Origin of the sequence: Streptomyces sp. MMBL 11-1 (assembly GCF_028622875.1) — a bacterium.
Taxonomy (GTDB): Bacteria; Actinomycetota; Actinomycetes; order Streptomycetales; family Streptomycetaceae; genus Streptomyces.
In genome coordinates, this window is record NZ_CP117709.1 from 139,809 (window position 1) to 164,573 (window position 24,765).

The 24,765-nt window shown below is 72.5% G+C and carries 23 protein-coding genes; 9 read left to right on the forward strand and 14 right to left on the reverse strand.

The window, feature by feature from the left end:
• The first annotated feature begins 178 nt into the window (after positions 1 to 178).
• Positions 179 to 997 (forward strand): endonuclease I family protein, encoded by an 819-nt coding sequence (locus PSQ21_RS00630; RefSeq protein ID WP_274028362.1) that lies wholly within the window; start codon positions 179 to 181, stop codon positions 995 to 997.
• Positions 998 to 1,022: 25 nt separating this feature from the next.
• Here the strand turns inward: PSQ21_RS00630 and glsA are convergent, their stop codons facing one another.
• Complete coding sequence (glsA, locus tag PSQ21_RS00635; RefSeq protein ID WP_274028364.1) at positions 1,023 to 2,372, reverse strand: glutaminase A; 1,350 nt, start codon at positions 2,370 to 2,372, stop codon at positions 1,023 to 1,025.
• A gap of 341 nt (positions 2,373 to 2,713) precedes the next feature.
• On the opposite strand from glsA, the gene PSQ21_RS00640 reads away from it, so the two are divergent.
• Positions 2,714 to 3,829 carry a baeRF3 domain-containing protein gene (locus PSQ21_RS00640; protein WP_274028366.1) on the forward strand — a complete coding sequence of 372 codons (1,116 nt, stop codon included), beginning with the start codon at positions 2,714 to 2,716 and terminating at the stop codon, positions 3,827 to 3,829.
• 28 nt (positions 3,830 to 3,857) lie between these two features.
• Here PSQ21_RS00640 and PSQ21_RS00645 read toward each other — a convergent pair whose 3' ends face one another.
• From PSQ21_RS00645 to PSQ21_RS00680, 8 genes are all read right to left on the reverse strand, one after another.
• Complete coding sequence (locus PSQ21_RS00645; RefSeq protein WP_274035591.1) at positions 3,858 to 4,817, reverse strand: D-2-hydroxyacid dehydrogenase family protein; 960 nt, start codon at positions 4,815 to 4,817, stop codon at positions 3,858 to 3,860.
• 85 nt (positions 4,818 to 4,902) lie between these two features.
• Complete coding sequence (locus PSQ21_RS00650) at positions 4,903 to 7,290, reverse strand: phosphoketolase family protein (RefSeq protein ID WP_274028367.1); 2,388 nt, start codon at positions 7,288 to 7,290, stop codon at positions 4,903 to 4,905.
• Positions 7,291 to 7,333: 43 nt separating this feature from the next.
• Positions 7,334 to 8,746, reverse strand: a complete 1,413-nt coding sequence (locus tag PSQ21_RS00655; RefSeq protein WP_274028370.1) for an NADP-dependent succinic semialdehyde dehydrogenase — start codon at positions 8,744 to 8,746, stop codon at positions 7,334 to 7,336.
• A gap of 163 nt (positions 8,747 to 8,909) precedes the next feature.
• Positions 8,910 to 9,368 (reverse strand): ATP-binding protein, encoded by a 459-nt coding sequence (locus tag PSQ21_RS00660; RefSeq protein ID WP_274028372.1) that lies wholly within the window; start codon positions 9,366 to 9,368, stop codon positions 8,910 to 8,912.
• 207 nt (positions 9,369 to 9,575) lie between these two features.
• The gene (locus PSQ21_RS00665) at positions 9,576 to 11,675 is read right to left on the reverse strand and encodes a xanthine dehydrogenase family protein molybdopterin-binding subunit (protein ID WP_274028373.1); all 2,100 of its coding nucleotides are present in this window, start codon (positions 11,673 to 11,675) and stop codon (positions 9,576 to 9,578) included.
• Between the two features lie 65 nt (positions 11,676 to 11,740).
• Positions 11,741 to 12,742, reverse strand: coding sequence for an FAD binding domain-containing protein (locus PSQ21_RS00670; protein ID WP_274028374.1), 1,002 nt, complete (start codon positions 12,740 to 12,742; stop codon positions 11,741 to 11,743).
• On the reverse strand, positions 12,739 to 13,311 hold the full coding sequence (locus PSQ21_RS00675) for a (2Fe-2S)-binding protein (protein WP_274028376.1): 573 nt from the start codon (positions 13,309 to 13,311) through the stop codon (positions 12,739 to 12,741). The genes PSQ21_RS00670 and PSQ21_RS00675 overlap by 4 nt, the downstream gene beginning before the upstream one ends.
• A gap of 60 nt (positions 13,312 to 13,371) precedes the next feature.
• Positions 13,372 to 13,761: a hypothetical protein gene (locus PSQ21_RS00680; RefSeq protein ID WP_274028377.1), complete on the reverse strand. Its 390-nt coding sequence runs from the start codon at positions 13,759 to 13,761 to the stop codon at positions 13,372 to 13,374.
• Between the two features lie 230 nt (positions 13,762 to 13,991).
• On the opposite strand from PSQ21_RS00680, the gene PSQ21_RS00685 reads away from it, so the two are divergent.
• A complete protein-coding gene (locus PSQ21_RS00685) occupies positions 13,992 to 14,333 on the forward strand; it encodes a DUF6479 family protein (protein ID WP_274028379.1) in 342 nt (113 codons plus the stop codon).
• A gap of 127 nt (positions 14,334 to 14,460) precedes the next feature.
• Positions 14,461 to 15,270, forward strand: a complete 810-nt coding sequence (locus PSQ21_RS00690; RefSeq protein ID WP_274028380.1) for a VOC family protein — start codon at positions 14,461 to 14,463, stop codon at positions 15,268 to 15,270.
• Positions 15,271 to 15,276: 6 nt separating this feature from the next.
• Here PSQ21_RS00690 and PSQ21_RS00695 read toward each other — a convergent pair whose 3' ends face one another.
• Positions 15,277 to 15,900: a DUF6328 family protein gene (locus PSQ21_RS00695; protein WP_397991779.1), complete on the reverse strand. Its 624-nt coding sequence runs from the start codon at positions 15,898 to 15,900 to the stop codon at positions 15,277 to 15,279.
• 165 nt (positions 15,901 to 16,065) lie between these two features.
• Here PSQ21_RS00695 and PSQ21_RS00700 point away from each other — a divergent pair, with 165 nt between their 5' ends.
• Positions 16,066 to 16,446: a VOC family protein gene (locus PSQ21_RS00700; protein ID WP_274028382.1), complete on the forward strand. Its 381-nt coding sequence runs from the start codon at positions 16,066 to 16,068 to the stop codon at positions 16,444 to 16,446.
• A gap of 94 nt (positions 16,447 to 16,540) precedes the next feature.
• Here PSQ21_RS00700 and PSQ21_RS00705 read toward each other — a convergent pair whose 3' ends face one another.
• Positions 16,541 to 17,038 (reverse strand): GNAT family N-acetyltransferase, encoded by a 498-nt coding sequence (locus tag PSQ21_RS00705; RefSeq protein WP_274028383.1) that lies wholly within the window; start codon positions 17,036 to 17,038, stop codon positions 16,541 to 16,543.
• Between the two features lie 32 nt (positions 17,039 to 17,070).
• A complete protein-coding gene (locus tag PSQ21_RS00710) occupies positions 17,071 to 17,475 on the reverse strand; it encodes a J-domain-containing protein (protein ID WP_274028384.1) in 405 nt (134 codons plus the stop codon).
• 219 nt (positions 17,476 to 17,694) lie between these two features.
• Between PSQ21_RS00710 and PSQ21_RS00715 the strand changes: the two genes are divergently transcribed.
• A complete protein-coding gene (locus tag PSQ21_RS00715) occupies positions 17,695 to 18,273 on the forward strand; it encodes a hypothetical protein (protein ID WP_274028386.1) in 579 nt (192 codons plus the stop codon).
• Positions 18,270 to 18,839, forward strand: a complete 570-nt coding sequence (locus tag PSQ21_RS00720) for a hypothetical protein (RefSeq protein WP_274028388.1) — start codon at positions 18,270 to 18,272, stop codon at positions 18,837 to 18,839. The genes PSQ21_RS00715 and PSQ21_RS00720 overlap by 4 nt, the downstream gene beginning before the upstream one ends.
• Before the next feature lie 127 nt (positions 18,840 to 18,966).
• Here the strand turns inward: PSQ21_RS00720 and PSQ21_RS00725 are convergent, their stop codons facing one another.
• A complete protein-coding gene (locus tag PSQ21_RS00725) occupies positions 18,967 to 19,764 on the reverse strand; it encodes a tyrosine-protein phosphatase (protein ID WP_274028389.1) in 798 nt (265 codons plus the stop codon).
• A gap of 119 nt (positions 19,765 to 19,883) precedes the next feature.
• Positions 19,884 to 20,408 carry an SHOCT domain-containing protein gene (locus tag PSQ21_RS00730; RefSeq protein WP_274028391.1) on the reverse strand — a complete coding sequence of 175 codons (525 nt, stop codon included), beginning with the start codon at positions 20,406 to 20,408 and terminating at the stop codon, positions 19,884 to 19,886.
• Between the two features lie 266 nt (positions 20,409 to 20,674).
• Here PSQ21_RS00730 and PSQ21_RS00735 point away from each other — a divergent pair, with 266 nt between their 5' ends.
• A complete protein-coding gene (locus tag PSQ21_RS00735; RefSeq protein ID WP_274028392.1) occupies positions 20,675 to 22,537 on the forward strand; it encodes a methylmalonyl-CoA mutase family protein in 1,863 nt (620 codons plus the stop codon).
• Positions 22,537 to 24,762 carry a methylmalonyl-CoA mutase gene (gene scpA / locus PSQ21_RS00740; RefSeq protein ID WP_274028394.1) on the forward strand — a complete coding sequence of 742 codons (2,226 nt, stop codon included), beginning with the start codon at positions 22,537 to 22,539 and terminating at the stop codon, positions 24,760 to 24,762. The genes PSQ21_RS00735 and scpA overlap by 1 nt, the downstream gene beginning before the upstream one ends.
• Positions 24,763 to 24,765 lie beyond the last annotated feature (3 nt).

Here is a 24,765-nt window from a genome sequence, read left to right on the forward strand (position 1 = left end):
TGCTCCTTCCCGCGCCCCGAGGAGTCACTCTTGACCTGCACATGATAGATACGCCGTGTTCACACGTGGGGCACGGTGCGTGTGGAAGGCTCCGCCTGACCACCTACCGCACGGCCGCCGCGCGAGCATCCTCCAGGGGCCCGTCGCGACGCCCGCGTTCCGGAGAGGACACCCCCACATGTCCCGTCGTCACTCGTTCTACGCGCGTCCACTGCTCGCCGCGGTCGCAGCCGTCACCGTGCTCGCCGGCACCGCCGCCGCGGCCCCGTCGGACGGCTCGCCCGGCCGTTACGCCGCCACTTCGGCGGCCCTCGACGAGACCTACTACCAGGACGCGCTCGGCAAGACCGGCGCCGAGCTGAAATCCGCCCTGAACACGATCATCAGCGACCAGACCAAGCTCTCCTACAGTCAGGTGTGGGACGCCCTCAAGGCCACCGACGAAGATCCCGCCAACCCCTCCAACGTCGTCCTGCTGTACACCGGGCGCTCCCAGTCCAAGAACGACAACGGCGGCAACTCGGGCGACTGGAACCGGGAGCACGTCTGGGCCAAGTCGCACGGCGACTTCGGCACGGCGACGGGTCCGGGCACCGACGTCCACCATCTGCGGCCCACCGACGTCCAGGTCAACTCCACGCGCGGCAACAAGGACTTCGACAACGGAGGAAGCCAACTGAGCAACGCGCCAGGCAACTTCACCGACGGCGACTCCTTCGAGCCGCGCGACGAGGTCAAGGGCGACGTCGCCCGTATGATCCTCTACATGGCGGTGCGCTACGAGGGCCACGACTCCTTCGCCGACCTCGAACCCAACGACCAGGTGAACAACGGGTCCGCACCGAAGATGGGCCGGCTGTCCGTCCTGAAGCAGTGGAGCCAGGAAGACCCGCCGGACACCTTCGAGAAGCGCCGCAACGACGTCATATTCGACCGGTTCCAGCACAACCGGAACCCGTTCATAGACCACCCGGAGTGGGTCGGCGCCATCTGGTAGTCCCGGCCCACCCGGCGGTACCGGCTCAGTCCTCCCCGGCCAGGGCCTGCGCGCAGCCTTCGACGGCGCCCTCACGGGTGGCGTAGCGCGGCAGGTCCTGGCCGGTCCGTTCCCGCACGAGGTCGGGCGGGCCCAGCAGGTCGTTCGGATCCACGACCGCCGCGCGCCGCCCGTCGGCGGCGAGCCGGGCGAGTCCGGTGTGCAGCATCGCCAGGGCCACGGAGTCGACGGCCGTGACGTCGTGCAGGTCGAGCACCACCGAACCCCCGTCCGGCCCGGACTCGTCCAGTGCGTACAGCACGCGCTCCGCGGCCGTGAAGTCGATGGACCCCTGGGCGACGACGACGCCGACCTGCTCGTGGAGCACCCGTTCGCTCCCGGCCGAGGGCGCCGACGGCAGGTCGTCCGCGGTGGTGACAAGGGTGACGGTGGAGCCGGGGAGCGCGGGGTTGAGCATGAGGTGGAGCCCGTAGCGGTCCGACATCGCCTCCAGCGCGGCGTGTCCGCGTACCGATCCGCCGGTGGCGTCCAGCGGCGGGCTGTACGTCGCCACTCCGAAGCGGGCGGGACCCACCGCGATGAGGCCGCCGGACACCCCGCTCTTGGCGGGGAGGCCGACGCGCAGCAGCCATTCGCCGGAGCCGTCGTACATGCCGCAGGTCGCCATGACGGCGAGGACCCGGGCGGCGACCTCCGCGGAGACGACCCTCTCGCGGGTCACCGGGTTCACGCCGCCGTAGGCGAGGGTCGCGGCCATCGTGGCGAGGTCGACGGCGGTGACGCGGATCGCGCACTGGCGGAAGTAGCGGTCGACCGCCAGGACCAGGTCGACGGGCATGGTGCCGGTGGAGCGGATCAGGTACGCCAGCGCCCGGTTGCGGTCCCCGGTCACCGACTCCGAGCTGAACACCTCTTCGTCGACGTCCAGTTCACGCCCGGCGAAACAGCCGAGACAGTGCAGGATCCGGTCGAAGGCGGGTTCGTCCGGGGTGTCGGGGACCAGGGCGGTGGTGACGATCGCGCCGGCGTTGACCATGGCGTTGGCGGGCCTGCCCGTACCGGGTTCGAGGCTGATGGCGTTGAACGCCTCACCGCTCGGCTCGGCGCCGACCCAGCGGCTCACCTCGTCGAGGCCGAGCAGGGAGAGCGCGAGGGCGTAGACGAACGGTTTGGAGACCGACTGGAGGGTGAAGGGGACCTCGGCCTCGCCCGCGATGTAGCGGTGTCCGTCCATACTCACCAGCGCGAGGCCGAAGGCGTCCGGATCGGCGAGGGCCAGTTGGGGAATGTAGTCGGCCGGCTTCCCCTCCCGTACGTCGACGAACCTGGCGCGCAGGTTCTGGAGGGAGTCGGTCACCGCGTCGGCGGCGCTCACGGCCCGGCGCCTTCGCCGCTGGTGTCGGGGAGATTCGCTCGCACGGACGGTCCGTCCAATCCTGGAGAGGGGGGACGTGAGGGGTGACGGGCGGTGCGCGCATCACGCCGTCCCGTCGCCGAAGATATCGCGGAGCTTCGCCTCGCGCTCGGTGTCGAGCGCCTCCTCGACGCCTTCCGCGCCTTCGGCTGTCCGGGGCTTCCCCACCGTGAGCGTGGACATCGCGCGACCTCCCGCGGTCCGAGGGCAACAACTCGCTCACATGAGGATCAAAAGGTATGAATTGACTCGTCGAAGCATCCGCTTCATACGGGAGCGGGTTCGAGCCCCGGGAGGGAACGATGGATACGGACGCCCTGACCGCCGACCTGTTGCGGGAGCTGCGGGCGACCCGGCCCTATCCGGCCCTGTCCCTGACCATGCCGACCCACCGCACGGCCCCGGACAACGCCCAGGACCCGGTCCGCCTGCGGAACCTGGTGGCCGACGCCGGACACCGCCTCGACGCCGATCCGCAGGTCAGCCGCGAGGTCCGGGCCGCCCTCATGCACCAGCTGGAGCGGGCGGCGGGCGAGGTGGACCCGCGGGGGGCGATGGACTCCCTGGTGCTCCTCGCCACCACCGACGAGTTCTGGATCTGGCAGCTTCCGCGCACCGCACCCGAACGGGTGGTGCTCAGCGACACCTACCTCACCCGCAACCTCGTCGCCGCCAAAGCCCAGACCCGGCCCTTCCGGGCGCTGACGATCGCCGCCGACCACGCCACGTTGTGGATCGGCACGGGCGACGGCATCCGTCCGGAGAAGGCGGGCGGCTTCCCGCTGACCGCGCCGGAGGAACCGCCGAACCCGCAGCGCGAGGAGCGGATCGGGGACACGCCGAGCACCTTCACCGACGAGGAGACGCGGAACTTCTTCCGCGATGTCGACGAGAAGCTGCGCGCGGTGCTCGCCGACGACCCGCGCCCGCTGTATCTGATGGGCCTCGCCCCCGCCCTCGCCCTGCTGGACGAGGTCGGCGAGAGCTCCGGGGCCGCCGTCGGCCGGGTCACCAAGGGCGCGCCGGCCGACCTGACGCCCGCCGAGGTCCTCAAAGAGCTGCGGCCCGCCCTCGACGAGGGCGCTCGCCGGGCGGCCTCGGAGGTCGCGACCCGTCTCGACAACGCCCGCAGCGCCCACTCCTTCGCCGGTGGGCTCGACGAGGTGTGGGCCGCCGTCCGTGAGGGCCGGGCGGGTCTGGTCGCGGTGGAGGAACACTTCCAGGCGACCGTTCAGGTGACCGACGAGCACCTGGAACCGGTGCCCGAGGGCAGCTCGCAGGGTGCGGACGGCACGGTCCGCGAGGACATCGTCGACGAACTGGCCGAAGCGGCGCTGGACAGCGGCGCCGATGTGGTCTTCGTCGAGGACGGTTCGCTCGCGGACCACGGCCGGATCGCGGCGGCGCTGCGCTACTGACCGGAGCCGCTGACGGTGCCCGCCGCCGTCAGCCCAGACGGCGGACCGGCCGCCCGTCGAGGAAGGCCCTGATGTTCTCCACGGCCTGGCCGTAGTACGTCTCGTAGTTGGCGCGCGACACATAGCCCAGGTGCGGGGTGGCCAGCAGACGCGGGGCCGTACGGGCCCGGTGGCCGGCCGGGAGCGGCTCGGTGTCGAACACATCGGTCGCGGCCCCGGCGATCACGCCGGTGTCCAGGGCGGCGAGCAGGGCGTCCGTGTCGACGAGGGCCGCCCTGGAGGTGTTGATCAGGTACGCGGTCGGGCGCATGAGGGCGAGTTCGGCGGCTCCGATCAGGCCCCTGGTCCGCTCGCCGAGTGCCAGGTGGACGGAGACGAAGTCGCTGGAGGCCAGCAGTTCTTCCTTGGAGGCGGCGAGCGTGGCCCCGACCTCGTCGGCGCGTTCCGCCGTGAGGTTCTGACTCCAGGCCAGGACGTCCATGCCGAAGGCCAGGCCCACCCGCGCCACCCGGCCGCCGATCTTCCCGAGCCCCAGCAGACCGAGCCGCCGCCCGTGCAGATCGGCCCCGAGGGTGGACTGCCAGGGCCCGCCCGCACGCAGGGCCTCCGCCTCGGGGACGATCCCGCGCGCCAGGCCCAGGAGCAGCGCCCAGGTCAGTTCGACGGGCGGGGTGGAGGAGCTGGCGGTTCCGCAGACGACCACGCCGTGCCGCTTCGCGGCCTCGAAGTCGATGACGGAGTTGCGCATGCCGGAGGCGACGAGGAGCCGCAGCCGGGGCAGCCGGGCCAGCAGCTCCGCCGGGAAGGGCACCCGTTCGCGCAGCGTGACCACGATGTCGAAGTCGGCGAGGGCGGCGGCCGCTTCGTCCTCGGTGGCGAGGTGCTCGGTGAAGGTCACCACCTCGATGTCGGCGGTCACGGACGACCAGTCGACGACGGTGGTGGCGACGGACTGGTAGTCCTCGATCACGGCGCAGCGCGGCTTCATGGCGGCCTCTCCGGTGGGTCTCGGGTCGCCGCCCATGATCGCTCATCGGCCGGTCCGGAGGGGCGGCGGCCGGTGCGAGGCCCTGTCAGTCGCCCCACGTCCAGTCCACGACCTCCGGAAGGTCCGTGCCGTGCTCGCGGATCCAGGCGTGGTGGCGGGTGCGGACGTCCGCCATCTGCTGGCGTACGGCGACGGCGCGGACGCCGAGACCCGGTACCCGGTCGATGACGTCCATGACCAGCCGGTAGCGGTCGAGGTCGTTGCGGACGACCATGTCGAACGGCGTGGTCGTGGTGCCTTCCTCCTTGTAGCCGCGCACATGGAGGTGGGCGTGGCCGTTGCGGCGGTAGGCGAGCCGGTGGATCAGCCACGGATAGCCGTGGTAGGCGAAGATGACCGGCCTGTCGCGGGTGAAGAGGGCGTCGTACTCGGCGTCCGGCATGCCGTGCGGATGCTCCGCGTTCGGCATCAGGCGGGCGATGTCGACGACGTTGACCACGCGCACGGCCAGCTCCGGCAGGTGGCGGCGGATCAGGCCGGCGGCGGCCAGCGTCTCCTGGGTGGGCACGTCCCCGGCGCAGGCGAGGACCACGTCCACCTCCCGGCCGCCATCCTCGGTCCCGGCCCACTCCCAGACGCCGGCCCCGCGCGCGCAGTGGGCGCGGGCCTCGTCCAGGGTGAGCCAGTCGAAGGTCGGCTGCTTCCCGGCGACGATCACGTTGACGTGGTCCCGGCTGCGCAGCGCGTGGTCGGTGACGGAGAGCAGGGTGTTGGCGTCCGGCGGGAGGTAGACGCGCACGACCTCGGGACTCTTGTTGAGGATGTGGTCGACGAAGCCGGGGTCCTGGTGCGAGAAGCCGTTGTGGTCCTGGCGCCAGACGTGCGAGGTGAGGAGGTAGTTGAGCGAGGCGATGGGCCGCCGCCAGGGCAGCCGGCGCGAGGTGCGCAGCCATTTGATGTGCTGGTTGACCATGGAGTCGACGATGTGGGCGAACGCCTCGTAACAGGAGAAGAGCCCGTGCCGCCCGGTGAGGAGATAGCCCTCCAGCCAGCCCTGGCAGAGGTGTTCGGAGAGCACCTCCATCACCCGGCCGTCGTGGGCGAGGTGTTCGTCGGTGGGCAGGGTGCCGGCCTGCCAGGCCTTGCCGGTGGCCCGGTAGAGGGCGTCCAGCCGGTTGGAGGCGGTCTCGTCGGGGCCGACGACGCGGAAGTCCCTGCGGCCGTCGGTGGCGGCCATGACGCTCTCCAGGAGGCCGCCGAGCACCTTGGTGGGCTCGTGGAGGCCGGTGCCGGGCTTGTCGACCCGTACTGCGTGGTCCGCCAGGTCGGGCAGCGGGAGGTCGCGCAGGAGCATCCCGCCGTTGGCGTACGGGGTGGAGCCGAGCCGGGCCGTTCCCTCGGGCACACAGGCGAGGACCTGTTCGGTGGGGCGGCCGTCGGCGTCGAAGAGTTCGGCGGGCCGGTAGGAGCGCAGCCAGGCTTCCAGCTGCCGCAGGTGCCCGGGGTCGTCGCGGACGCCGGAGAGCGGGACCTGGTGGGAGCGCCAGGTGTTCTCGACGGGCAGTCCGTCGACCTCTTCGGGTCCCGTCCATCCCTTGGGGGTGCGCAGCACGATCATGGGCCAGCGGGGGCGTTCGGTCGCGCCGTTCTCGCGGGCGGCCCGCCGGCAGGCGTCGATGCGGTCCAGGGCGGTGTCCATGGCGGCGGCCAGCGCCCGGTGGACGGCGGCCGGGTCGTCGCCGGTGACGTACAGGGGGTCGTGCCCGTAGCCGCGCAGCAGCCGGTCCAGCTCGTCCTCGGGGATGCGGGCGAGGACCGTCGGGTTGGCGATCTTGTAGCCGTTGAGGTGGAGGATGGGCAGGACGGCCCCGTCGTGGACCGGGTCGAGGAACTTGTTGGCGTGCCAGGAGGCGGCGAGCGGCCCCGTCTCGGCCTCGCCGTCACCGATCACGCAGGCCACCGTCAGGTCCGGGTGGTCGAAGGCGGCTCCGTAGGCGTGGGCGAGGGCGTAGCCGAGTTCGCCGCCCTCGTGGATGGAGCCGGGCGTCTCGGGGGCGACGTGGCTGGGGACCCCGCCGGGGAACGAGAACTGTCTGAAGAGCAGCCCCATCCCCTCGGCGTCCCGGCCGACGTCCGGGTAGGTCTCGGAGTAGCTGCCTTCCAGCCAGGAGTTGGCGAGGACGGCCGGTCCCCCGTGGCCGGGCCCCCACACGCACAGGGCGCTCAGGCCCCGGGACCTGATCACCCGGTTGAGGTGGGTGTGGACGAGGTTGAGCCCCGGCGAGGTGCCCCAGTGGCCGAGCAGCCGCGGCTTGATGTCCTCGGGGACGAGCGGCCGGGTCAGCAGCGGGTTGGCCATGAGGTAGATCTGGCCGACGGCGAGGTAGTTGGCCGCGCGCCAGTGCGCGTCGAGCGCGGCGAGTTCGTCGTCGGAGAGGGCGGAGGGAGCGGAGGGCGTACGGGGGTCGCTCACGGAGCGGGTCTCCTCATCGGGTGACGGCACACGGGCGGGGGTGTCAGGGCGCCTCGGTCCCGTACCAGAGCGTGGTGGCGTTGCAGAACTCGCGGATGCCGTGTCCGGCCAGCTCACGGCCGTAGCCGGAGCGCTTGACGCCGCCGAAGGGCAGGGCCGGGTGCGAGGCGGTCATCCCGTTGAAGAAGACCCCGCCGGCCTCCAGGTCGCGGGCGCAGCGTTCCTGGTCGCCCGGGTCGCGGGTCCAGACGTTGGAGCTGAGGCCGAAGGGGGTGTCGTTGGCCAGGTGGATCGCCTCGTCGAGGTCGGCGACCCGGTAGAGGGTGGCGACCGGGCCGAAGGCCTCCTCGCGGTGGATCCGCATGGCGGTGGTGATGGAGGCGAGCACGGTGGGCTCGTAGTACCAGCCGTTCTCCAGGCCGCCGCCGAGCTTGTCGGGACGGCGTCCGCCGCACAGGACCCCGGCTCCCCGTTCGACGGCGTCGTCGACGAGTTCCTCCAGGTCGGTGCGGCCCTGTTCGGTGGAGAGCGGTCCGATGTCGGTGCCCTCCTCCAGTGGGTCGCCGACGGTCAGGGCGCGCATGCCCGCCGTGAACCGCTCGGCGAACGCGTCGTACACGTCGGCGTGCACGATGAAGCGCTTGGCGGCGATGCAGGACTGGCCGTTGTTCTGGACGCGGGCGGTGACGGCGGTGGCGGCGGCCTTATCCACGTCCGCCGACGGCAGGACGAGATACGGGTCGCTGCCTCCGAGTTCCAGCACGGTCTTCTTCACCTCGTCCCCGGCGGTGGCGGCGACGGCGCGCCCGGCCGGTTCGCTGCCGGTGAGGGTGGCGGCGGCGACGCGCGGATCGCGCAGGACCGCCTCGACGTCGCCCGAGCCGATCAGGAGCGTACGGAAGCATCCGGCGGGGAAGCCCGCGCGGTGGAAGAGGTCCTCCAGGTAGAGGGCGGTCTGCGGGACGTTCGAGGCGTGCTTGAGCAGTCCGACGTTGCCCGCCATCAGCGCGGGGGCGGCGAAGCGCACCACTTGCCAGAGCGGGAAGTTCCACGGCATCACGGCGAGGACCACGCCGAGCGGACGGTAGCGGACCAGCGCACGGGAGGCGCCGGAGTCCTTCACGTCGCCGGGGTCCGGGTGTTCGTCGGCGAGCAGCCCCTCCGCGTGGGCGGCGTACCAGCGCATCGCCTTCGCGCACTTGGCCGCCTCCGCGCGGGCCGCCGTGACGGGCTTGCCCATCTCGACGGTCATCGTGCGGGCGATGGTGTCGCGGTCCTCGTCGAGGAGGTCGGCGGCCCGGTTCAGCCAGGCGGCCCGTTGCTCGAAGGGGGTGGTGCGGTACTGGCGGAAGGTCTCCGCGGCGGCGGCGATCCTGCGTGTCGTCTCCTCCTCGCCGTGGGCGTCGAAAGACCTGATCAGTTCGCCGTTCGCGGGATTGACCGTCGCGATGGGCATGGCAGTGGCCTCCTTGCATCGGTACTCCGACCGTGCCGCGCCGCACCGGTCCGCGCAACGCGGCCCTCCCCTCCCCCGCACGTACCCGGCCGACGCGGATCATGCGTGCCGGGGGCGGCACGTTCCGCGTCGGCCGGGTGAGCGCGCGGCCTTTGCGGGGCGGTTACGCGAGCACCGCCAGGGGAAGGGGGCGGGCGGTGCGGACGCCGGGCAGCGGGGCGTACGGGAGCAGGTCCGCGGTCCGCGGCGCCTCGGCGTAGCGGGTGAACCAGACCACTTTTCCGTCGGTGGTCCGGCAGGTTCCCCAGCTGTCGCTCAGGGCCATGACCCGGCTCAGCCCGCCGCCGGCCGGCAGCAGCCGGGGCATCCGGGCACTGTCGTCCGCGACGGACACGGTCACGTGCCGCCCGGTCCAGCGGAGTTCGACGACGCAGGCGTGGCCGTCGCCGACATGCCGGTGGACGTTGGTCAGGAGCTCGTCCAGGGCCCGGCACACCGGGCGGACGTGCAGGTCGAGACTCCAGTGGCGAAGGTGTGCGGCGACGATCCGCCGCACCTGGGAAACGCGCGCTGCCGACACCTGCAGTTCGACCGAGCAGTGCCGGTCGAGTGGAACGGTCATCGTCGAGGCTCCTCACCACGAGGCCCACGTGTTTCACCCCGTCGTACTTCACCCCGTCGTACGAACGACCCCCGAACACGAAGCGTGAGCATTGATCACTTCTGGGTCACTCATCAGGGTGCGCCGAGTAGGCCGGACGCGCAACAGGTGGGCCGTCCGGGCCGGTGGGGGGGGTGTCCGGTGGGGAGGTGTCCGGTCGCGACACGGTCAGAGCAGGTAGGGCAGCAAGGTGTCCGGGGTGAGGGGCAGTTCGCGCAGCCGGGCGCCGGTGGCATGACGGACCGCGTTCCCGATGGCGGCGGCGGTGCCGACGATCCCGATCTCGCCGATGCCCTTGCTGCCCATCGGGTTGAGGTGGCGGTCGTCCTCCTCGATCCAGTGCGCCTGGATGTCGGCCGTGTCGGCGCAGACGGGCACGTGGTAGGAGGCGAGGTCCTTGGCGGTGAAGTCGCCGAAGTCCGGGTCGATGCCGCAGCCCTCGGTGAGGGCCATGCCGATGCCCATCACCATGGCGCCGGTGAACTGGGAGCGTGCGGTGCGCGCGTTGAGGATCCGCCCGGCGGCGTACACGCCGAGGAGGCGGCGTACGCGCACCTCGCCCGTGACGGCGTCGACGGCCGTCTCGGCGAAGTGCGCGCCGAAGGCGTGCCGGGCGTACGGGGACTCCTCCCCGGCCTCCCGTTCGGTGTCGGCGGTGGTGGTGATCCCGTCGGCGGGCAGGGGGCCGTTGTGCTCCGCGAGGCGGGCGGCGAGGCCGGACGCCGCCTTGTGCACGGCCCAGCCCCAGGAGGCGGTGCCGGAGGAGCCGCCGGCCAGCGGGGCGGCGGGCAGCGCGGTGGAGCCGATGTCGACGCGTACGGCCTCCGGGGCGACGCCGAGCGCGTCGGCGGCGATCTGGGCCAGGACGGTGCGGGCCCCGGTGCCGATGTCGGTGGCGTTGACCTCGACGCTCAGGCCGCCGTCCCGCGCGGCGTGGGCGCTCGCGGAGGACCGGGAGACCAGGACGGGGTACGTCGCCGAGGCCACGCCCGTACCGATGAGCCAGCGGCCGTCCTGGTGGGTGGCGGGCCGGGGGTCGCGGTCCTGCCAGCCGAACCGGGCCGCGCCGTCGCGCAGGCAGGCGGCGAGGCCGCGGCTGCTGAAGGGGAGGCCGCTGTCCGGTTCGGTCTCCGGCTCGTTGCGCAGCCGCAGCTCCACGGGGTCCAGGCCGAGCGCCGAGGCCAGCTCGTCCATGGCGGACTCCAGGGCGTACATCCCCGAGGCCTCCCCCGGAGCGCGCATCCAGGACGGGCTGGGGACGTCGAGGGCGGCCACCCGGTGCGCGGTCCGGCTGTGCGGCGAGGCGTACATGACGCGGGCGGGCACGGCGGCCTGCTCGACGAACTCCTTCACGGTGGAGGTCTGGGTGACGACCTCGTGACTGACCGCGGTGAGCACCCCGTCCAGCTCCGCGCCGAGCCGGACCCGCTGGATCGTGGGGGCGCGGTGGCCGACGACCTCCGCCAGCTGGGCCCGGGGGAAGGCGAGTTTGACCGGACGGCCGGTGTGCCGGGCCGCCATCGCGGCCAGGATCCCCTGGGGGCGGGTGGTGCCCTTCGAGCCGAACCCGCCGCCGACGTGCTCGGAGACGACGGTGATCCGGTCCTGGTCCAGGCCGAACGCCTGGGCCAGGCTCTCGCGGACCTTGGTGGAACCCTGGCTGGAGTCGTGGACGGTGAGGTGTCCGTCCTCCCACACCGCGGTGGCGGCGTGCGGCTCCATGGGGTGGTTGTGCAGCGCGACCATCCGGTAGGTGGCGTCGACCTGGACGGGCGAGGCGGCCAGGGCGCGTTCCACGTCGCCCCGCACCCGGACGGCGGGTTCACCGCCGTTGGCCTCGTCGGGCGTGTAGAGGCCGAAGTGGTCCTCGGTGAGGGTGACGTCGTGCTGATCGCGTTCGTACTCGACGAGGAGTTCCCCGGCACCCGTCCGGGCGGCCTCCAGGGACTCCGCGATCACGAGGGCGATCGGCCAGCCGTGGTGCGGGACCCGGTCGTCCTGGAGCACGGCGAGAATCGGGTCGTCGGGCTCGTGGAGCGCGGGCGCGTTGTCATGGGTGAGGACGCAGTGGACGCCGGGTACGGCGAGGGCGTCGACGGCCCGTACGGCGGTGACGCGTCCGGCCGCGACGGTGGCCGGGACGGTCCAGGCGTACAGGCAGCCGTCGGGCGCGCGGTCGGCCGCGTAGCGGGCGGTGCCGGTGACCTTGTCCCGGGCCTCTCTGCGGACGACGGGCGCACCGGGGAACTGCGCGGCTTGCGTGGTCATGGCGATGGGTCCTCGGGGTCGGTGGTGCGGAGGGGGGCGGACGCGGAGAGCGCTCGGGGCGGGGTTCAGCCGCTCCGGGCGGGCTGCCTCTCGGTGAGTTCGCCGAGCAGGTCGAGGGCGAGCCGACGGGCGAGGTCCACCTTGAACGCGTTGTCGCGCAGTGGCCGCGCCTCGGCCAGTTCGGCGATCAGGGCGTGCTGGAACACCGCGGGCGTGGCCGGCGCCCCGCGCATTTCGGTCTCGGCCCGGCGGGCGCGCCACGGCCGGTGGGCGACGCCCCCGAACGCGAGCGTGGCGTGCTCCACGTGGCCGGCTTCCACCCGGAGCGTGGCGGCGACGGAGACGAGCGCGAAGGCGAAGCTGGCGCGGTCGCGGGCCTTTCGGTAGCGGGAGGCCGCCCCGGGCGTCGGCGGCGGGAGCACCACCTCGGTGATCAGCTCACCGGGCCTGATGACGGTGTCCTGGTCGGGGTTCTCCCCCGGCAGGCGGTGGAACTCGGTGAGGGGGACGGCCCGTTCGCCCTCGGGGCCCAGCAGCACCACGGTCGCGTCGAGGGCGGCGAGGGCCACGGCCATGTCCGACGGGTTGGTGGCCACGCACTCCGGGGAGTGCCCGAGGATCGCGAGGTCGCGGTGGGTGCCCTCGCGTGCGGGGCAGCCCGAGCCGGGGAGTCTCTTGTTGCAGGGCTTGGAGACGTCCTGGAAGTAGCGGCACCGGGTGCGCTGGAGAAGATTGCCGCCGGTGGTGGCGGCGTTGCGGAGCTGGCCGGAGGCCCCGGCCAGCAGCGCCTGGGACAGCACGGGGTAGCTCTCCGTCACGTCGGGGTGGGCGGCGAGGTCGCTGTTGCGCACGGTCGCGCCGATGCTCAGGCCGCCGTCGGCCGTCCGGGTCACCCGGTCCAGTGGCAGCCCGGCGACGTCGATGAGGACCCGGGGCGTCTCCACGCCGAGTTTCATCAGGTCCACCAGATTGGTGCCGCCGCCGAGGAAGCGGGCGCCGGCGCCTTCCGCGCAGAGCCGGACGGCCTCGTCGGTGGAGGCGGGGCGCACATAGCCGAACGGTTTCACTCGATCACGTCCTCGATGGCTTCGACGATCCGGGGGTAGGCCCCGCACCGGCACAGGTTGCCGCTCATCCGCTCCCGGATCTCGTCGGCGTCGAGTGCGACGGGGCCGCCCCGTCCGGTGGCGGGGGCGTCCGGTCCGGTGGCGTGCGAGGGGTGGCCGTCCGCGGCCTCGCGGAGCATGCCGACGGCGGAGCAGATCTGGCCCGGGGTGCAGAAGCCGCACTGGAGTGCGTCCCGGTCGATGAACGCCCGCTGCACCGGGTGCAGGCTCTCGCCCTCGGCGAGCCCCTCCACGGTGGTGATCGTGGCGCCGTCCTGGGCGACGGCGAGCAGCAGGCAGCTGTTGACCCGCCGCCCGTCGACGAGGACCGTGCAGGCCCCGCACTGGCCGTGGTCGCAGCCCTTCTTGGCCCCGGTGAGGCCCAGGCTCTCCCGCAGCGTCTCCAGGACCGTGGTGCGGTGGTCGACGTTCAGCGTCGTCGGGTCGCCGTTGACGTGCAGGGTCACGGCGGAGTGTTCGTCGACGACCGGTTCCGGTTCGAGGTCGGCTCCCAGAGCGAGTGAATCCATGCGCGCGCCTTTCGCTTCGCCGCGGGGCGGGTCACCCCGGTCGTGTTCTCGTCCGTGCCGTCAGCGGCTCTCCAGCCGCAGCCTGACCTCCTCCTCCTGGTCGCCGGCCGCCGTGCCGACGACGCTCACCGCGAAGGCCCCGGTGAGATGGGTACGCAGCCGGTCGACGGCCCAGTAGCCGCCCTGTGCGTCCACCGTGACCGGTGCGGTGAGGCGGGCGGGGGTGGCGTCCGCCCTCGGTTCGGACACGTCGACGGTGGTGACCCAGACGGTCGGACGGGGGCCCGAGGCCGACGTGGGCGTCTCACCCATCGGGTGGTCGGAGGCGAAGGCGGTGGCGAGCACATCGAAGACGGTCCGTGCGTCCTGTGTGTCGCAGCGGCTGAGCGAGACCACGACCTCCCGGCCCGCCGGGTGCTTCTCACCGCTCTGCTCAGGGGTGCTGTTCACCGTGATTCCTTCCGCTGGGGGCGCCGGCCTTCGGGACCACTCCAGGCTGACCCCGCATCGGGCCGACGGCGACACGGGACATGTCCGAAAGAGGTCTGGATCTCGCGAAGAGCGGGCAGGAGGGCGGTCCTGACCCACGGTCTTGAAACGCGTTTCCCCTGAGATACCCATAAAACATGAATTGCTGTGAATAGCTGACTGATGCCCTTCTACCGGGGTATGCGCATGACATGGATGTTCTGAATGCAGTCAACGCGGCCAAGGCGTCCGCCGCGGTCCCCCTCGCGGACGGCACGGGGGCTCTCGGGCTGGTCCTGCCCATCGTGGCGGTGGCCGTCGTCGCCCTGCTGATCGGCGGCTTCATCCTCACCAAGCGCAAGCACGACGCGGAGCCGCCACCGCCGCAGCCCCATGAGCAGCCGGAGAAGCCGGCGGGGCGCACCCACATCGAGCAGCACGACCCGCACTCCTCCGACCGGTTCCCCGCGGACGGCCACGCCCTGTCCCCGTACGAGCTGAAGGACCACGGCAACGGTCCGCTGCCGCCCGACGAGGAGCCCCCGCGCGGCTGACGGGCCCGCCGCGCGCCGGGCGGTGGCCGGGGCCCGCGTTGCGGGACCGGGCGGGCCGGTCGAGGGTGGGTTCTGGACCGCAGCGGCCGGGCAGGACGCCGCTCCTCGACGAAGGCAGTGGACCACCATGACCGGAAGCGACCCCCGCACGGCCTCGGCAGCACCGCTGACGGGGCCGGCCGCGCCGTGCTGGGTCACCCTGATGACCCGGAACCTGGAGACCGCCGAGCGGTTCTACGCACAGGTCCTGGGCTGGTCGTTCCGCCCCGGGCGGCTCGGGGCGGACTTCGCCGTGGCCTACCGCGGAGAGGTGCCGGTCGCCGGCGTCTTCGCCGTCTCCTCGGCGCACCGGGTCGCGGTGGCCTGGACGCCGTACTTCGCGGTGGAGGACGCGGACGTGGCCGCCGCCCGGGTGCGCGAGCGCAGCGGGACCGTGGCGGTGGGGCCGCTGACGCTCGGCAAGGGGCGCGGGGTGCTGGCGTCGGACCGGGACGGGGCGTCCTTCGGTCTCTGGGAGCGCACCGAAGCCTCCGCCTCGCCGCCGGCCCCGGCCGACCACGCGCACGCCTGGCTGCGCCTGCGGACCCGTGACGCCTTCGACGCGGCGATCTTCTACGGCGAGGTGCTCGACTGGGCGAGTGGGCGGCCGGGGTGCTGCGATGTCGCGTACGAGGGCGACGAGGTCATCGTGCGGTGCGAGGGGCACGCGCTGGCCCGGATCAGCTCGGGGGCCGTGGAGGCGGCTGTCGATCCGATGGTGCGCCCGCACTGGCAGGTCCAGTTCCCGGCGGCGGACCTCGCGGCGACGGTCTCCGCGGCCGGGCGGCACGGTGGCGCCCTCGTCGAGGAGCGCACCGGCTTCGGGGGCACCGAGGTCACCCTGCGGGATCCGGACGGCGCGCTGTTCGCGGTGACCGATGTGCGCAGCCCGGCCTGACCCTCCTCAGGCGGTGCCGCTCCCCCGATCGGGGGACCCTCCCCTGGTCCCGTTCCCGTTCCCGTCCGTGCTCCCGTCCTCCTCGTTCTCGTCCTCCTCGTCGTCGGGGTCCCGTCGGCCGGAGCGCCCCCGGGCCAGGGCCCATACCGGGAAGACGAACCAGCAGGCGACGAACCACAGGGCCATGGCTCCGACGAGCCACAGGGCCAGCTGGTTGTGCAGGGCGACGCGCAGGATCAGCAGAAGCACCGAGCACATCGTGCAGAACAGCAGCACCAGGCCGAGCACGGTCATCCGGGAGGCCCAGATGACCGTCTCGGGCTTCATCCGGCGGCCGGTGAGCAGCCGGTGGTACGACACGGGGCCGATGAGCGCCGCCGCGGTCGCCGAGCCCAGCATCACCGTGACGACGTAGATGTTCCGGTCGGTCTCCCCCAGGTCCTCGAACCGCGACTGGAAGACCACCGCGAGCAGGAAACCGAAAAGGATCTGCACCCCGGTCTGTGCGACGCGCAGCTCCTGGAGCAGTTCGGACCACTGCCGGTCCGCCCGCTCCTCCTGGGTCTCCTGACGGCCTCTGCTGGCTGTCACGTGGCCTCCCCTTCTCCTTGAGGGCCCGGCGGGGACCATGCCGTGCCGATGGCCGGATCTCACAGGTTCCCCACGGCCTCGGGCGTAACCCCGTGGACCGGTGTGTGCGGCCCGCCTATGATCACGACAGGGCATCGCGCGTCGGTCACCGGCCGGGTGAGGCGTGGAGGTGGCCCGTGAGATGCCCGTGGGAGGCATTCCACCGTGTCAGTCGAGTTGAACCACACCATCGTCCATTGCCGGGACAAGCGCGAGTCCGCGGAGTTCCTGGCGGATCTGCTGGGCCTGACGGTCGGAGACGAGTGGGGTCCGTTCATTCCGGTCGTTCTCGCGAACAGCGTCACGCTGGATTTCGCGACGGTTCCCGCCGCTTCGATCACCCCGCAGCACTACGCCTTCCTCATTTCGGAGGCGGAGTTCGACACCGCGTTCGCGAAGATCCAGGCGCTGGGGATCGACTATTTCGCCGATCCCCATCAGAAGATTCCCGGCGAGATCAACCACAACGACGGCGGACGGGGCGTGTACTTCCCCGATCCGAGCGGTCATGGCATGGAGTTGATCACCCGCCCGTACGGCGGCTGATCGCCGCCCGGAACGACCCGCCCCGGAGCCCGGCCGCCGTGCGCGGCCGGGATCCGGCCGTTCCCGGCAGTGCCCCTCCCCGGAAGTGCGCGTCTCAGCCGATGCGGAGCAGGAGTTCGGGGCGGTCCCACATCACCGTCGGCGGGACGGCCCGCACCGTGCCGACGGGTTCGGCGCCGATGCTCCGGTAGAAGCCCTCGGCGGGCGGGTGGGAAACGATCCGGACGCCCGTGAGCCCGGCGCTCCGGGCCTCCTCGCGCAGATGTGCGGCGAGCAGTCGGCCGATGCCGAGCCCCTGGGCGGAGTCGGCGACGAACATCAGGTCCAGTTCCGGCGGGTCGAGGAGCAGCGCGTAGAAGCCGAGGATCCGGCCCGTATCGCCGTCCGCGGCGACGAAGACCCGGTGCGCCTCGATGTAGTCCGGCCCGACCCGGTAGCCCTCGACCATCGGGGCGTACGGGCCCTCGTAGGCGCCTGATGAGCGGACCAGCCGGGTCAGGCGGCCGGCGTCGCCCGCCGCTGCCCTGCGGACCGTCACCTCGGCGCGCTGCGGTGCGCGCCCGCGCCGCCGCCCTTCCCTGCCCGATCCCATACGGTGAGTATGCGGCACCGGGGTGGCGGCTTTCAGGCCGGGCGGCGTTCCTCGTGCCAGCGGCGGACGGTCCCGTCCACGTCGAAGGGGGTCAGCCGCAGCGGCGGGCCCTCGGGAGGCATCCGGATCGCCCGTTCGATCTTGTCGTTCACTTCGGTCAGGATGCGCCGCACCTCGGCCTCGGTGCGAGCCGCGGACACCGCGCGGGGGACGTCTTCCGCCTCTTTGCGCAGGGCCAGCGCGGGCGGCAGCATCGACACGCCCTCCCGCTGCATCTTCTGCTTGATCCACCAGGCCTCGTCGTACGGGCGTTCCAGGCCGGCGATCGGCTTGCCGAAGCCCGGGAGCGCGGAGAAGTCACCGCGCTGTTCCGCCTCGTGGATCTGCCGGTCGACCCAGGAATCGAAACTGACTCCCGGTGGTTTGCGCTCCGTCATCGCGTGTCCCTCCGACCTGCCGCCGATTCGACGTTTTCACCCTACACAGAGCGTCGCGCGGAGCTTCCTTCCGGAGGGCCGCTGCCTCGAACCGGGATCCTGGGGTACACGAACTCCTGCACATCACCCGGCGGTTACGCCGGGCTCGGATCGAAAGGGGTTGACCACTGTGCGACAGCAGAGCTACGTACCGGCCGATGAACGTCGGGGGCGGTAGCCGTGACGACAACGATCATCATCATCGCCGTGGTCGCCGTGGCGGCCGTCGCCGCGTTCTTCCTTCTTCGTGGACGTCAGGTCGGCGGCGGAGGGCTGCGCGACCGCTTCGGACCGGAGTACCACCGCGTGGTCGCCCGGCACGGCGGCGACACCGCGGCAGCCGAGCGGGAGCTCGGCGATCGAGTGAAGCGGCACGGGCACCTCGACGAGCGGCCGTTGGCCGAGGAGGCGCGCGCACGGTACGCCGCCCGCTGGGCGAGCGCCCAGGAACTGTTCGTGGAATCCCCGGAGCGGGCGCTCATCGAGGCCGACGCGCTGCTGGCCGATCTTTCACGCGAACGCGGCTTCCCGGACGGCGAGGACTTCGAGGACCGTACGGACGCGCTCTCCGTGCACCACGCCGCGCACGTCGACGGCTACCGCCGGGTGCACGCCGCCCGTCGCGGGGACGCGAGCACCGAGGAGATGCGCGAGGCCCTGATCGAGGCCCGCGGGCTCTTCGACGAGCTGCTCGTGGGCGGCCCGTCGGGGCGTGAGCACGGCAACAGGCATCTGGTGAAGGGACGCGGTACATCATGACGCGGACACCGAACGGAAAGGCGCCGCTGGCCGGCGGCGTGGACCTGCCCGAAGGCGCCGAACCCATCGACACGGGCACACCCGTGAGGGGCCCGGGCACACCCGTCAGGGGACAGGGCGCTCCCCTGACGGCTCCGAGGACGGTCACGGGCAAGGAGCCGGCGGACCGTACCGGGACGGACCTTCGCACCTCCCCCGGGCCCACCGCCCCTGGGCCCACCGCCCCCACCGCCTCCACGGCAGGGCAGGCCGGGCTCCCGGGCAGCGTCGAGGACGGCCCGCGTCCCGGCAGGCCGCTGTTCGCCCCCGAGGAGCAGGAGGCGTTCGCCGCCCGGATCCAGCAGGCGGTGACCGGGTTCGTGGAAGACCCGCACCGGGCGGTGCGCGAGGCCGACGCCACCTTCGACGAGGTCGTCGCCGGCCTCGGGGCGGCCCTGGAGGAACGCGGGCGGCGACTGCGCGCGGGGAGGGACGGGAGCGGCCCCGCCACCGGTGCGGAGACCGAGGATCTGCGGATCGCCCTCCAGCACTACCGGGACCTGACGGAGCGCCTCGTACGTCTGTAGCCGGGTCTCACCCCGGACGTCCGGGGGCCGGTCGGGCCGGGAGACTCCCGGCCCGACCGGCCCCCGCTCCGCGTCTCGACGCTTCCCTCACTCCCTCATCTCCCTCCCCCCTGTCGCCCCTGTCGGTTCAGCCGCGCATCACCAGGCCGTCGCGCAGCCGCTCCAGGGCGGCGCCGGGCACGCGCAGCCCGTCGCGCACGTAGCCGTCGAGGCCGCCCCAGCGCTCGTCCATGGCGTCGAGCGCCACGTCCAGGTAGCGGGGGCGGACCTCGATGATCGCCGCGGCGACGGCGGGGTCGCCGCCGCCGTCCAGGAACTTCGCCACGTACGGGGCGAAGGCCGCCCGTACGGCGGGATTGACCGCGAGGAAGTCCGACCGCACCGTCGCACGGGCCGCCCCCAGGAGCATCAGCAGGACGGCTGCCGCCCAGCCGGTACGGTCCTTGCCCGCCGTGCAGTGGAAGAGCAGCGGGCGTGCAGCGGGGTCGGCGGCCGTCTCCAGGAAGGCCCGGTAGGCGGCCGCGGCGCCCGGCGAGAGGACCATCTTCCGGTAGGTCTCGGCGAACAGTTCCTCGGCCCGGCCGCCCCCCAGCGTCCGCTCCGCCTCGACCGGGTCCGCGAGCAGGGACCGCAGCCTGGCGGGCGCCACGCCCGGGTGGTCGCCCAGAACGTCGGCGACGAAGAGCCTGGCCCGGTCCGGCAGCCGGTCCGGGGCCCACTGGCGCTCGTCGGCGGTGCGCAGGTCCACGACGGTGCGGATACCGAGCGCGCGCACCGCACGGTCGCTCTCCGGGTCCAGCTCGCTCAGCTGACCCGAGCGGAACAGGACGCCCTGCCGCACCCGGCGGTCACGGCCCAACGCGATGCCGCCCAGGTCGCGCAGATTGACAACGGTGGCGGCCGGAACGGTCCGGGCGGTCTGCACGATGAACTGCCTCTTTCCCCGATGAATTCCAGGAATTCCACATATCAGGACCAACATCGCACGCAGCGGGGAAAGCACCACCGGAGAACGCCGGAGGCACCCCGGGGCGTCGACGCGCGTCAGTCCGACAGGAGCCTCGTCTTCTGCTCCACGAACTCGGCGTCGGTGAGGATGTCCCGTTTCCACAGTTCGGCGAGTCGCTCCAGACGAGTGATGATGTCGTCCCCCGCGGCACCCTCCTCGCCGGGCCCGGCCGGCCCGCCGCCCCCCAGGCGCTCGTGCGCGACGAACGCGCCGCCGGCCTCGCGGGCCGCGCGGGCGAGCCGCGTGGTCCACAGGTCCTCCCGGACGACGATCGCCACCACATCGCCCGCCGGTACTCGCCGGTCGAGCTTCTCCACGTCCTCGGGGGTGAGCACCGCCGCCGCGCCCTCCGCCGTATCGGCGGGAACCACTCCCCCGGGGTCCAGCTCCCGCAGTTCCACCGGGGCCGCCGCGCCGCCCTCGCCCCTGCGGACGAATGCCAGATCTCCGGCCCGTACGGCTCCGGACGACATGGCGTCGGCGAGCACGGGGGCGACCGACCCGGTGAAGCGACTGCCGGGGAAGGCGATGACGAGGTACTCCACAGGTCCGACGGCCACGGTCGCGTCCTCTCCCTATCCCGGCGGCCACGGGGCGCCGGGGTGGATACGGCATTCGAGTGATGACATAGAGAATCGGGAAACTTCGCACATAATATGCATCGCTGTCCGGATTCATCCCGATCTCGGGAACCGTCGTGTTGCCACTGTCCGCCCGCCACGCCGATTACGCGACCGTGTGTAAAGGATCAAGTGCATATCCGAGAGGGCAAGGTCACAGCACGTGCCCCTGCTGCTGGCTGAGCGCGCTGCCCTAGCATCTGAGCATGACGGTCCAGCCTGCTGACGGGCTCTCTCCGGCCGCCGTGTTCCCCGACCCCTCCCATGACCAGTGGCAGACCCTCGTCGAGGGCGTACTGCGCAAGTCGGGCAAGGAAGTCTCGGGCTCGGCCGCCGAGGAAGCGCTGTCCACCACACTGGAGGACGGGCTCACCACCCGCCCCCTCTACACCGCACACGACGAGTCGCCGGACACCGGTTTCCCCGGCTTCGCCCCCTTCACCCGGGGCAGCAGGGCCGAGGGGAACGCGGCAGGCGGCTGGGACGTGCGCCAACGCCACACCCTGACCGACCCCGCACGGCTCAACGAGGCGGTGCTCGGCGATCTGGAGAACGGGGCCACCTCCCTCTGGCTCACCGTGGGCGGCCCGGTGGGCGTCCCCGTCGACGGGCTCGCCCGGGCGCTGGAGGGGGTCTACCTCGACCTCGCGCCCATCGTCCTCGACGCCCCGGCCGACCTGGACTCCGCCGCGACGGAGCTGCTGCGGCTGTACGGGGAGCGCGGCGTCGCCAAGGACGGGGCGCGCGGCACGCTGGGCGCCGACCCGCTCGGCCACGAGGCCCGGACGGGCGTCGAGGCCGACCTCACCTCCGCCGTGCGCTGGGCGCGGGTGTGCGACGCGGAGTACCCGGGGTTGCGGGCCGTCGCCGTGGACGCGTTGCCGTACCACGAGGCGGGCGGTTCGGCGGGCGAGGAGCTGGGGCTCTCCCTGGCCTCCGGGGTCGCCTATCTGCGGGCCCTGACCGGTGCCGGGATGAGCGTGGAAGCCGCCTGTGGGCAGCTGGAGTTCCGCTACGCGGCCACCGCCGACCAGTTCCTGACCATCGCCAAGCTGCGCGCGGCACGCCGGCTGTGGGCGCGGGTCGCCGAGGCCTCCGGAGCCCCCGCCGCCGGGGCCCAACGGCAGCACGCCGTCACCTCGCCGGTGATGATGACGCGCCGCGACCCGTGGGTGAACATGCTGCGCACCACGCTGGCCACGCTGGGCGCGGGGGTGGGCGGCGCGGACTCCGTGACCGTGCTGCCGTTCGATCACGCGCTGGGCCTGCCCGACGCGTTCGCGCGGCGCATCGCCCGCAACACCTCGACGATCCTCATGGAGGAGTCCCACCTGGCGCGGGTCATCGACCCGGCGGGCGGCTCCTGGTACGTGGAGCGGCTGACCGACGAACTCGCCTCGGCCGCCTGGGCGTTCTTCCAGGAGACCGAGCGGGCGGGCGGTCTGCCCGCCGCGCTGCGCTCCGGGATGGTCGCGGAGCGGCTCGCCGCCACCTGGGCGGCGCGCAGTGCGAAGCTGGCCCGTCGCACGGAGCCGATCACCGGGGTGAGCGAGTTCCCGCAGCCGGGCGAGCGCCCGGTGGAGCGCGAGCCCGCGCCCGACGCGTACGCCGGGGCTCCGGGCGGTCTGCCCCGGGTCCGGCGCGACGAGGCGTTCGAGGCGCTGCGCGCCCGGTCGGACGCGCACCTCGCGGCGACCGGGAGCCGCCCGAAGGTGTTCGTCGCCGCGCTCGGTCCGGCCGCCGCGCACACCGCGCGGGTCTCCTTCGCCGTCAACCTCTTCGGGGCGGGCGGGATCGAGGCGGTCCACGAGCCGGTGTCGGTGGAAGCGGACACCGCCGCCGACTCCCTGACCGCCTCCGGGGCGACGGTCGCTGTCCTGTGCTCGTCGGACGCGCTGTACGCCGAGCGGGCGGAGCAGGTGGCCGGGGCGCTGAAGTCGGCGGGAGCGGAGCGGGTGTTCCTCGCCGGCCGGCCCGGCGAGTACGCCGACGTCGACGCCTACGTCTTCGCCGGCTGCGACGCGGTCGCCGTTCTCACCTCCGTACTCGACCGCATGGGAGTGGCGTGATGCCGACACCGCCCACGGATCAGGAACCCTCCGTTCCCGACTTCTCCGACGTGCCGCTCACGTCCGCCGCACCGCCCGCCGGCTCCGCCGCGCAGTGGCGGACGGCCGTGACCGAAGCCGCCGACGGCGCCGAGGCCCCGCTCTGGGAGACGCCCGAGGGCATCACGGTCAAGCCGCTCTACACCGGTGAGGACCTGGAGGGTCTGGACGCGCTGCACTCGTATCCGGGGATCGCCCCGTATCTGCGCGGGCCCTACCCGACGATGTACGTCAACCAGCCCTGGACGATCCGTCAGTACGCCGGGTTCTCCACGGCCGAGGAGTCCAACGCCTTCTACCGGCGCAACCTGGCCGCCGGGCAGAAGGGGCTCTCCGTCGCCTTCGACCTGCCGACCCACCGGGGGTACGACAGCGACCACCCCCGGGTGACCGGCGACGTCGGCATGGCCGGGGTGGCGATCGACTCGATCTACGACATGCGCCAGCTGTTCGACGGCATTCCGCTGGACCGGATGTCGGTGTCGATGACGATGAACGGCGCGGTGCTCCCCGTGCTGGCGCTGTACATCGTGGCCGCCGAGGAACAGGGCGTACCGCCCGAGAAGCTGACCGGGACCATTCAGAACGACATTCTGAAGGAGTTCATGGTCCGCAACACCTACATCTATCCGCCGTCGCCCTCGATGCGGATCATCTCCGACATCTTCGCGTTCACCTCGCAGAAGATGCCACGCTACAACTCCATCTCGATCTCCGGCTATCACATCCAGGAGGCCGGGGCGACGGCCGATCTGGAACTGGCGTACACGCTCGCCGACGGGGTGGAGTATCTGCGCGCCGGTCAGGAAGCCGGCCTGGACGTCGACGCGTTCGCGCCGCGGCTGTCGTTCTTCTGGGCGATCGGCATGAACTTCTTCATGGAGGTCGCCAAGTTGCGGGCGGCCCGGCTCCTCTGGGCGCGCCTGGTGAAGCAGTTCGACCCGAAGAACCCCAAGTCGCTTTCCCTGCGCACCCATTCGCAGACCTCGGGGTGGTCGCTCACCGCGCAGGACGTGTTCAACAATGTGACGCGTACGTGCGTGGAGGCGATGGCCGCGACGCAGGGGCACACCCAGTCGCTGCACACCAACGCGCTGGACGAGGCGTTGGCGCTGCCCACCGATTTCTCCGCCCGCATCGCCCGTAACACGCAGCTCCTCCTCCAGCAGGAGTCCGGCACCTGCCGGGTCATCGACCCGTGGGGCGGCAGCGCGTACGTGGAGAAGCTGACGCGGGACCTGGCGGACCGGGCCTGGCAGCACATCGAGGAGGTCGAGGCCGCCGGCGGCATGGCGAAGGCCATCGACGCGGGCATCCCCAAGCTCCGGGTGGAGGAGGCCGCCGCCCGCACACAGGCGCGGATCGACTCCGGGCGGCAGCCGGTGATCGGGGTGAACAAGTACCGGGTGGAGACCGACGAGAAGATCGACGTCCTCAAGGTCGACAACTCCTCGGTGCGCACCCAGCAGATCGAGAAGCTGCGCCGGCTGCGCGAGGAGCGCGACGAGATGGCGTGCCAGGAGGCGCTGCGCGCGCTGACGGCCGCCGCCGAGCGCGACCCGGGGCCGGGCCTGGAGGGCAACCTGCTGGCGCTGGCGGTCGACGCGGCGCGGGCGATGGCCACGGTCGGGGAGATCTCGGACGCACTGGAGAAGGTGTACGGGCGGCACGCCGGGCAGATCCGTACGATCTCCGGTGTGTACCGCAAAGAGGCAGGAGAGTCCCCTTCGGTGGACCGCACCCGCGCACTGGTCGAGGCCTTCGAGGAGGCGGAGGGCCGCCGGCCGCGCATCCTGGTCGCCAAGATGGGGCAGGACGGGCACGACCGGGGCCAGAAGGTGATCGCCACGGCCTTCGCCGACCTGGGCTTCGACGTGGACGTCGGCCCGCTGTTCCAGACGCCGGGCGAGGTGGCGCGGCAGGCCGTCGAGGCCGATGTGCACATCGTGGGCGTCTCGTCGCTGGCGGCGGGGCACCTGACCCTGGTGCCGGCGCTGCGCGAGGAGCTGGCCGCCGAGGGGCGCGAGGACATCATGATCGTGGTGGGCGGGGTGATTCCGCCGCAGGACATCGAGGCGCTGCACGAGGCCGGCGCGGCATCCGTCTTCCCGCCGGGGACGGTGATCCCGGACGCGGCCCACGACCTGGTGACGCGGCTCGGCGCCGCGCTCGGCCACGAGCTGTGAGCC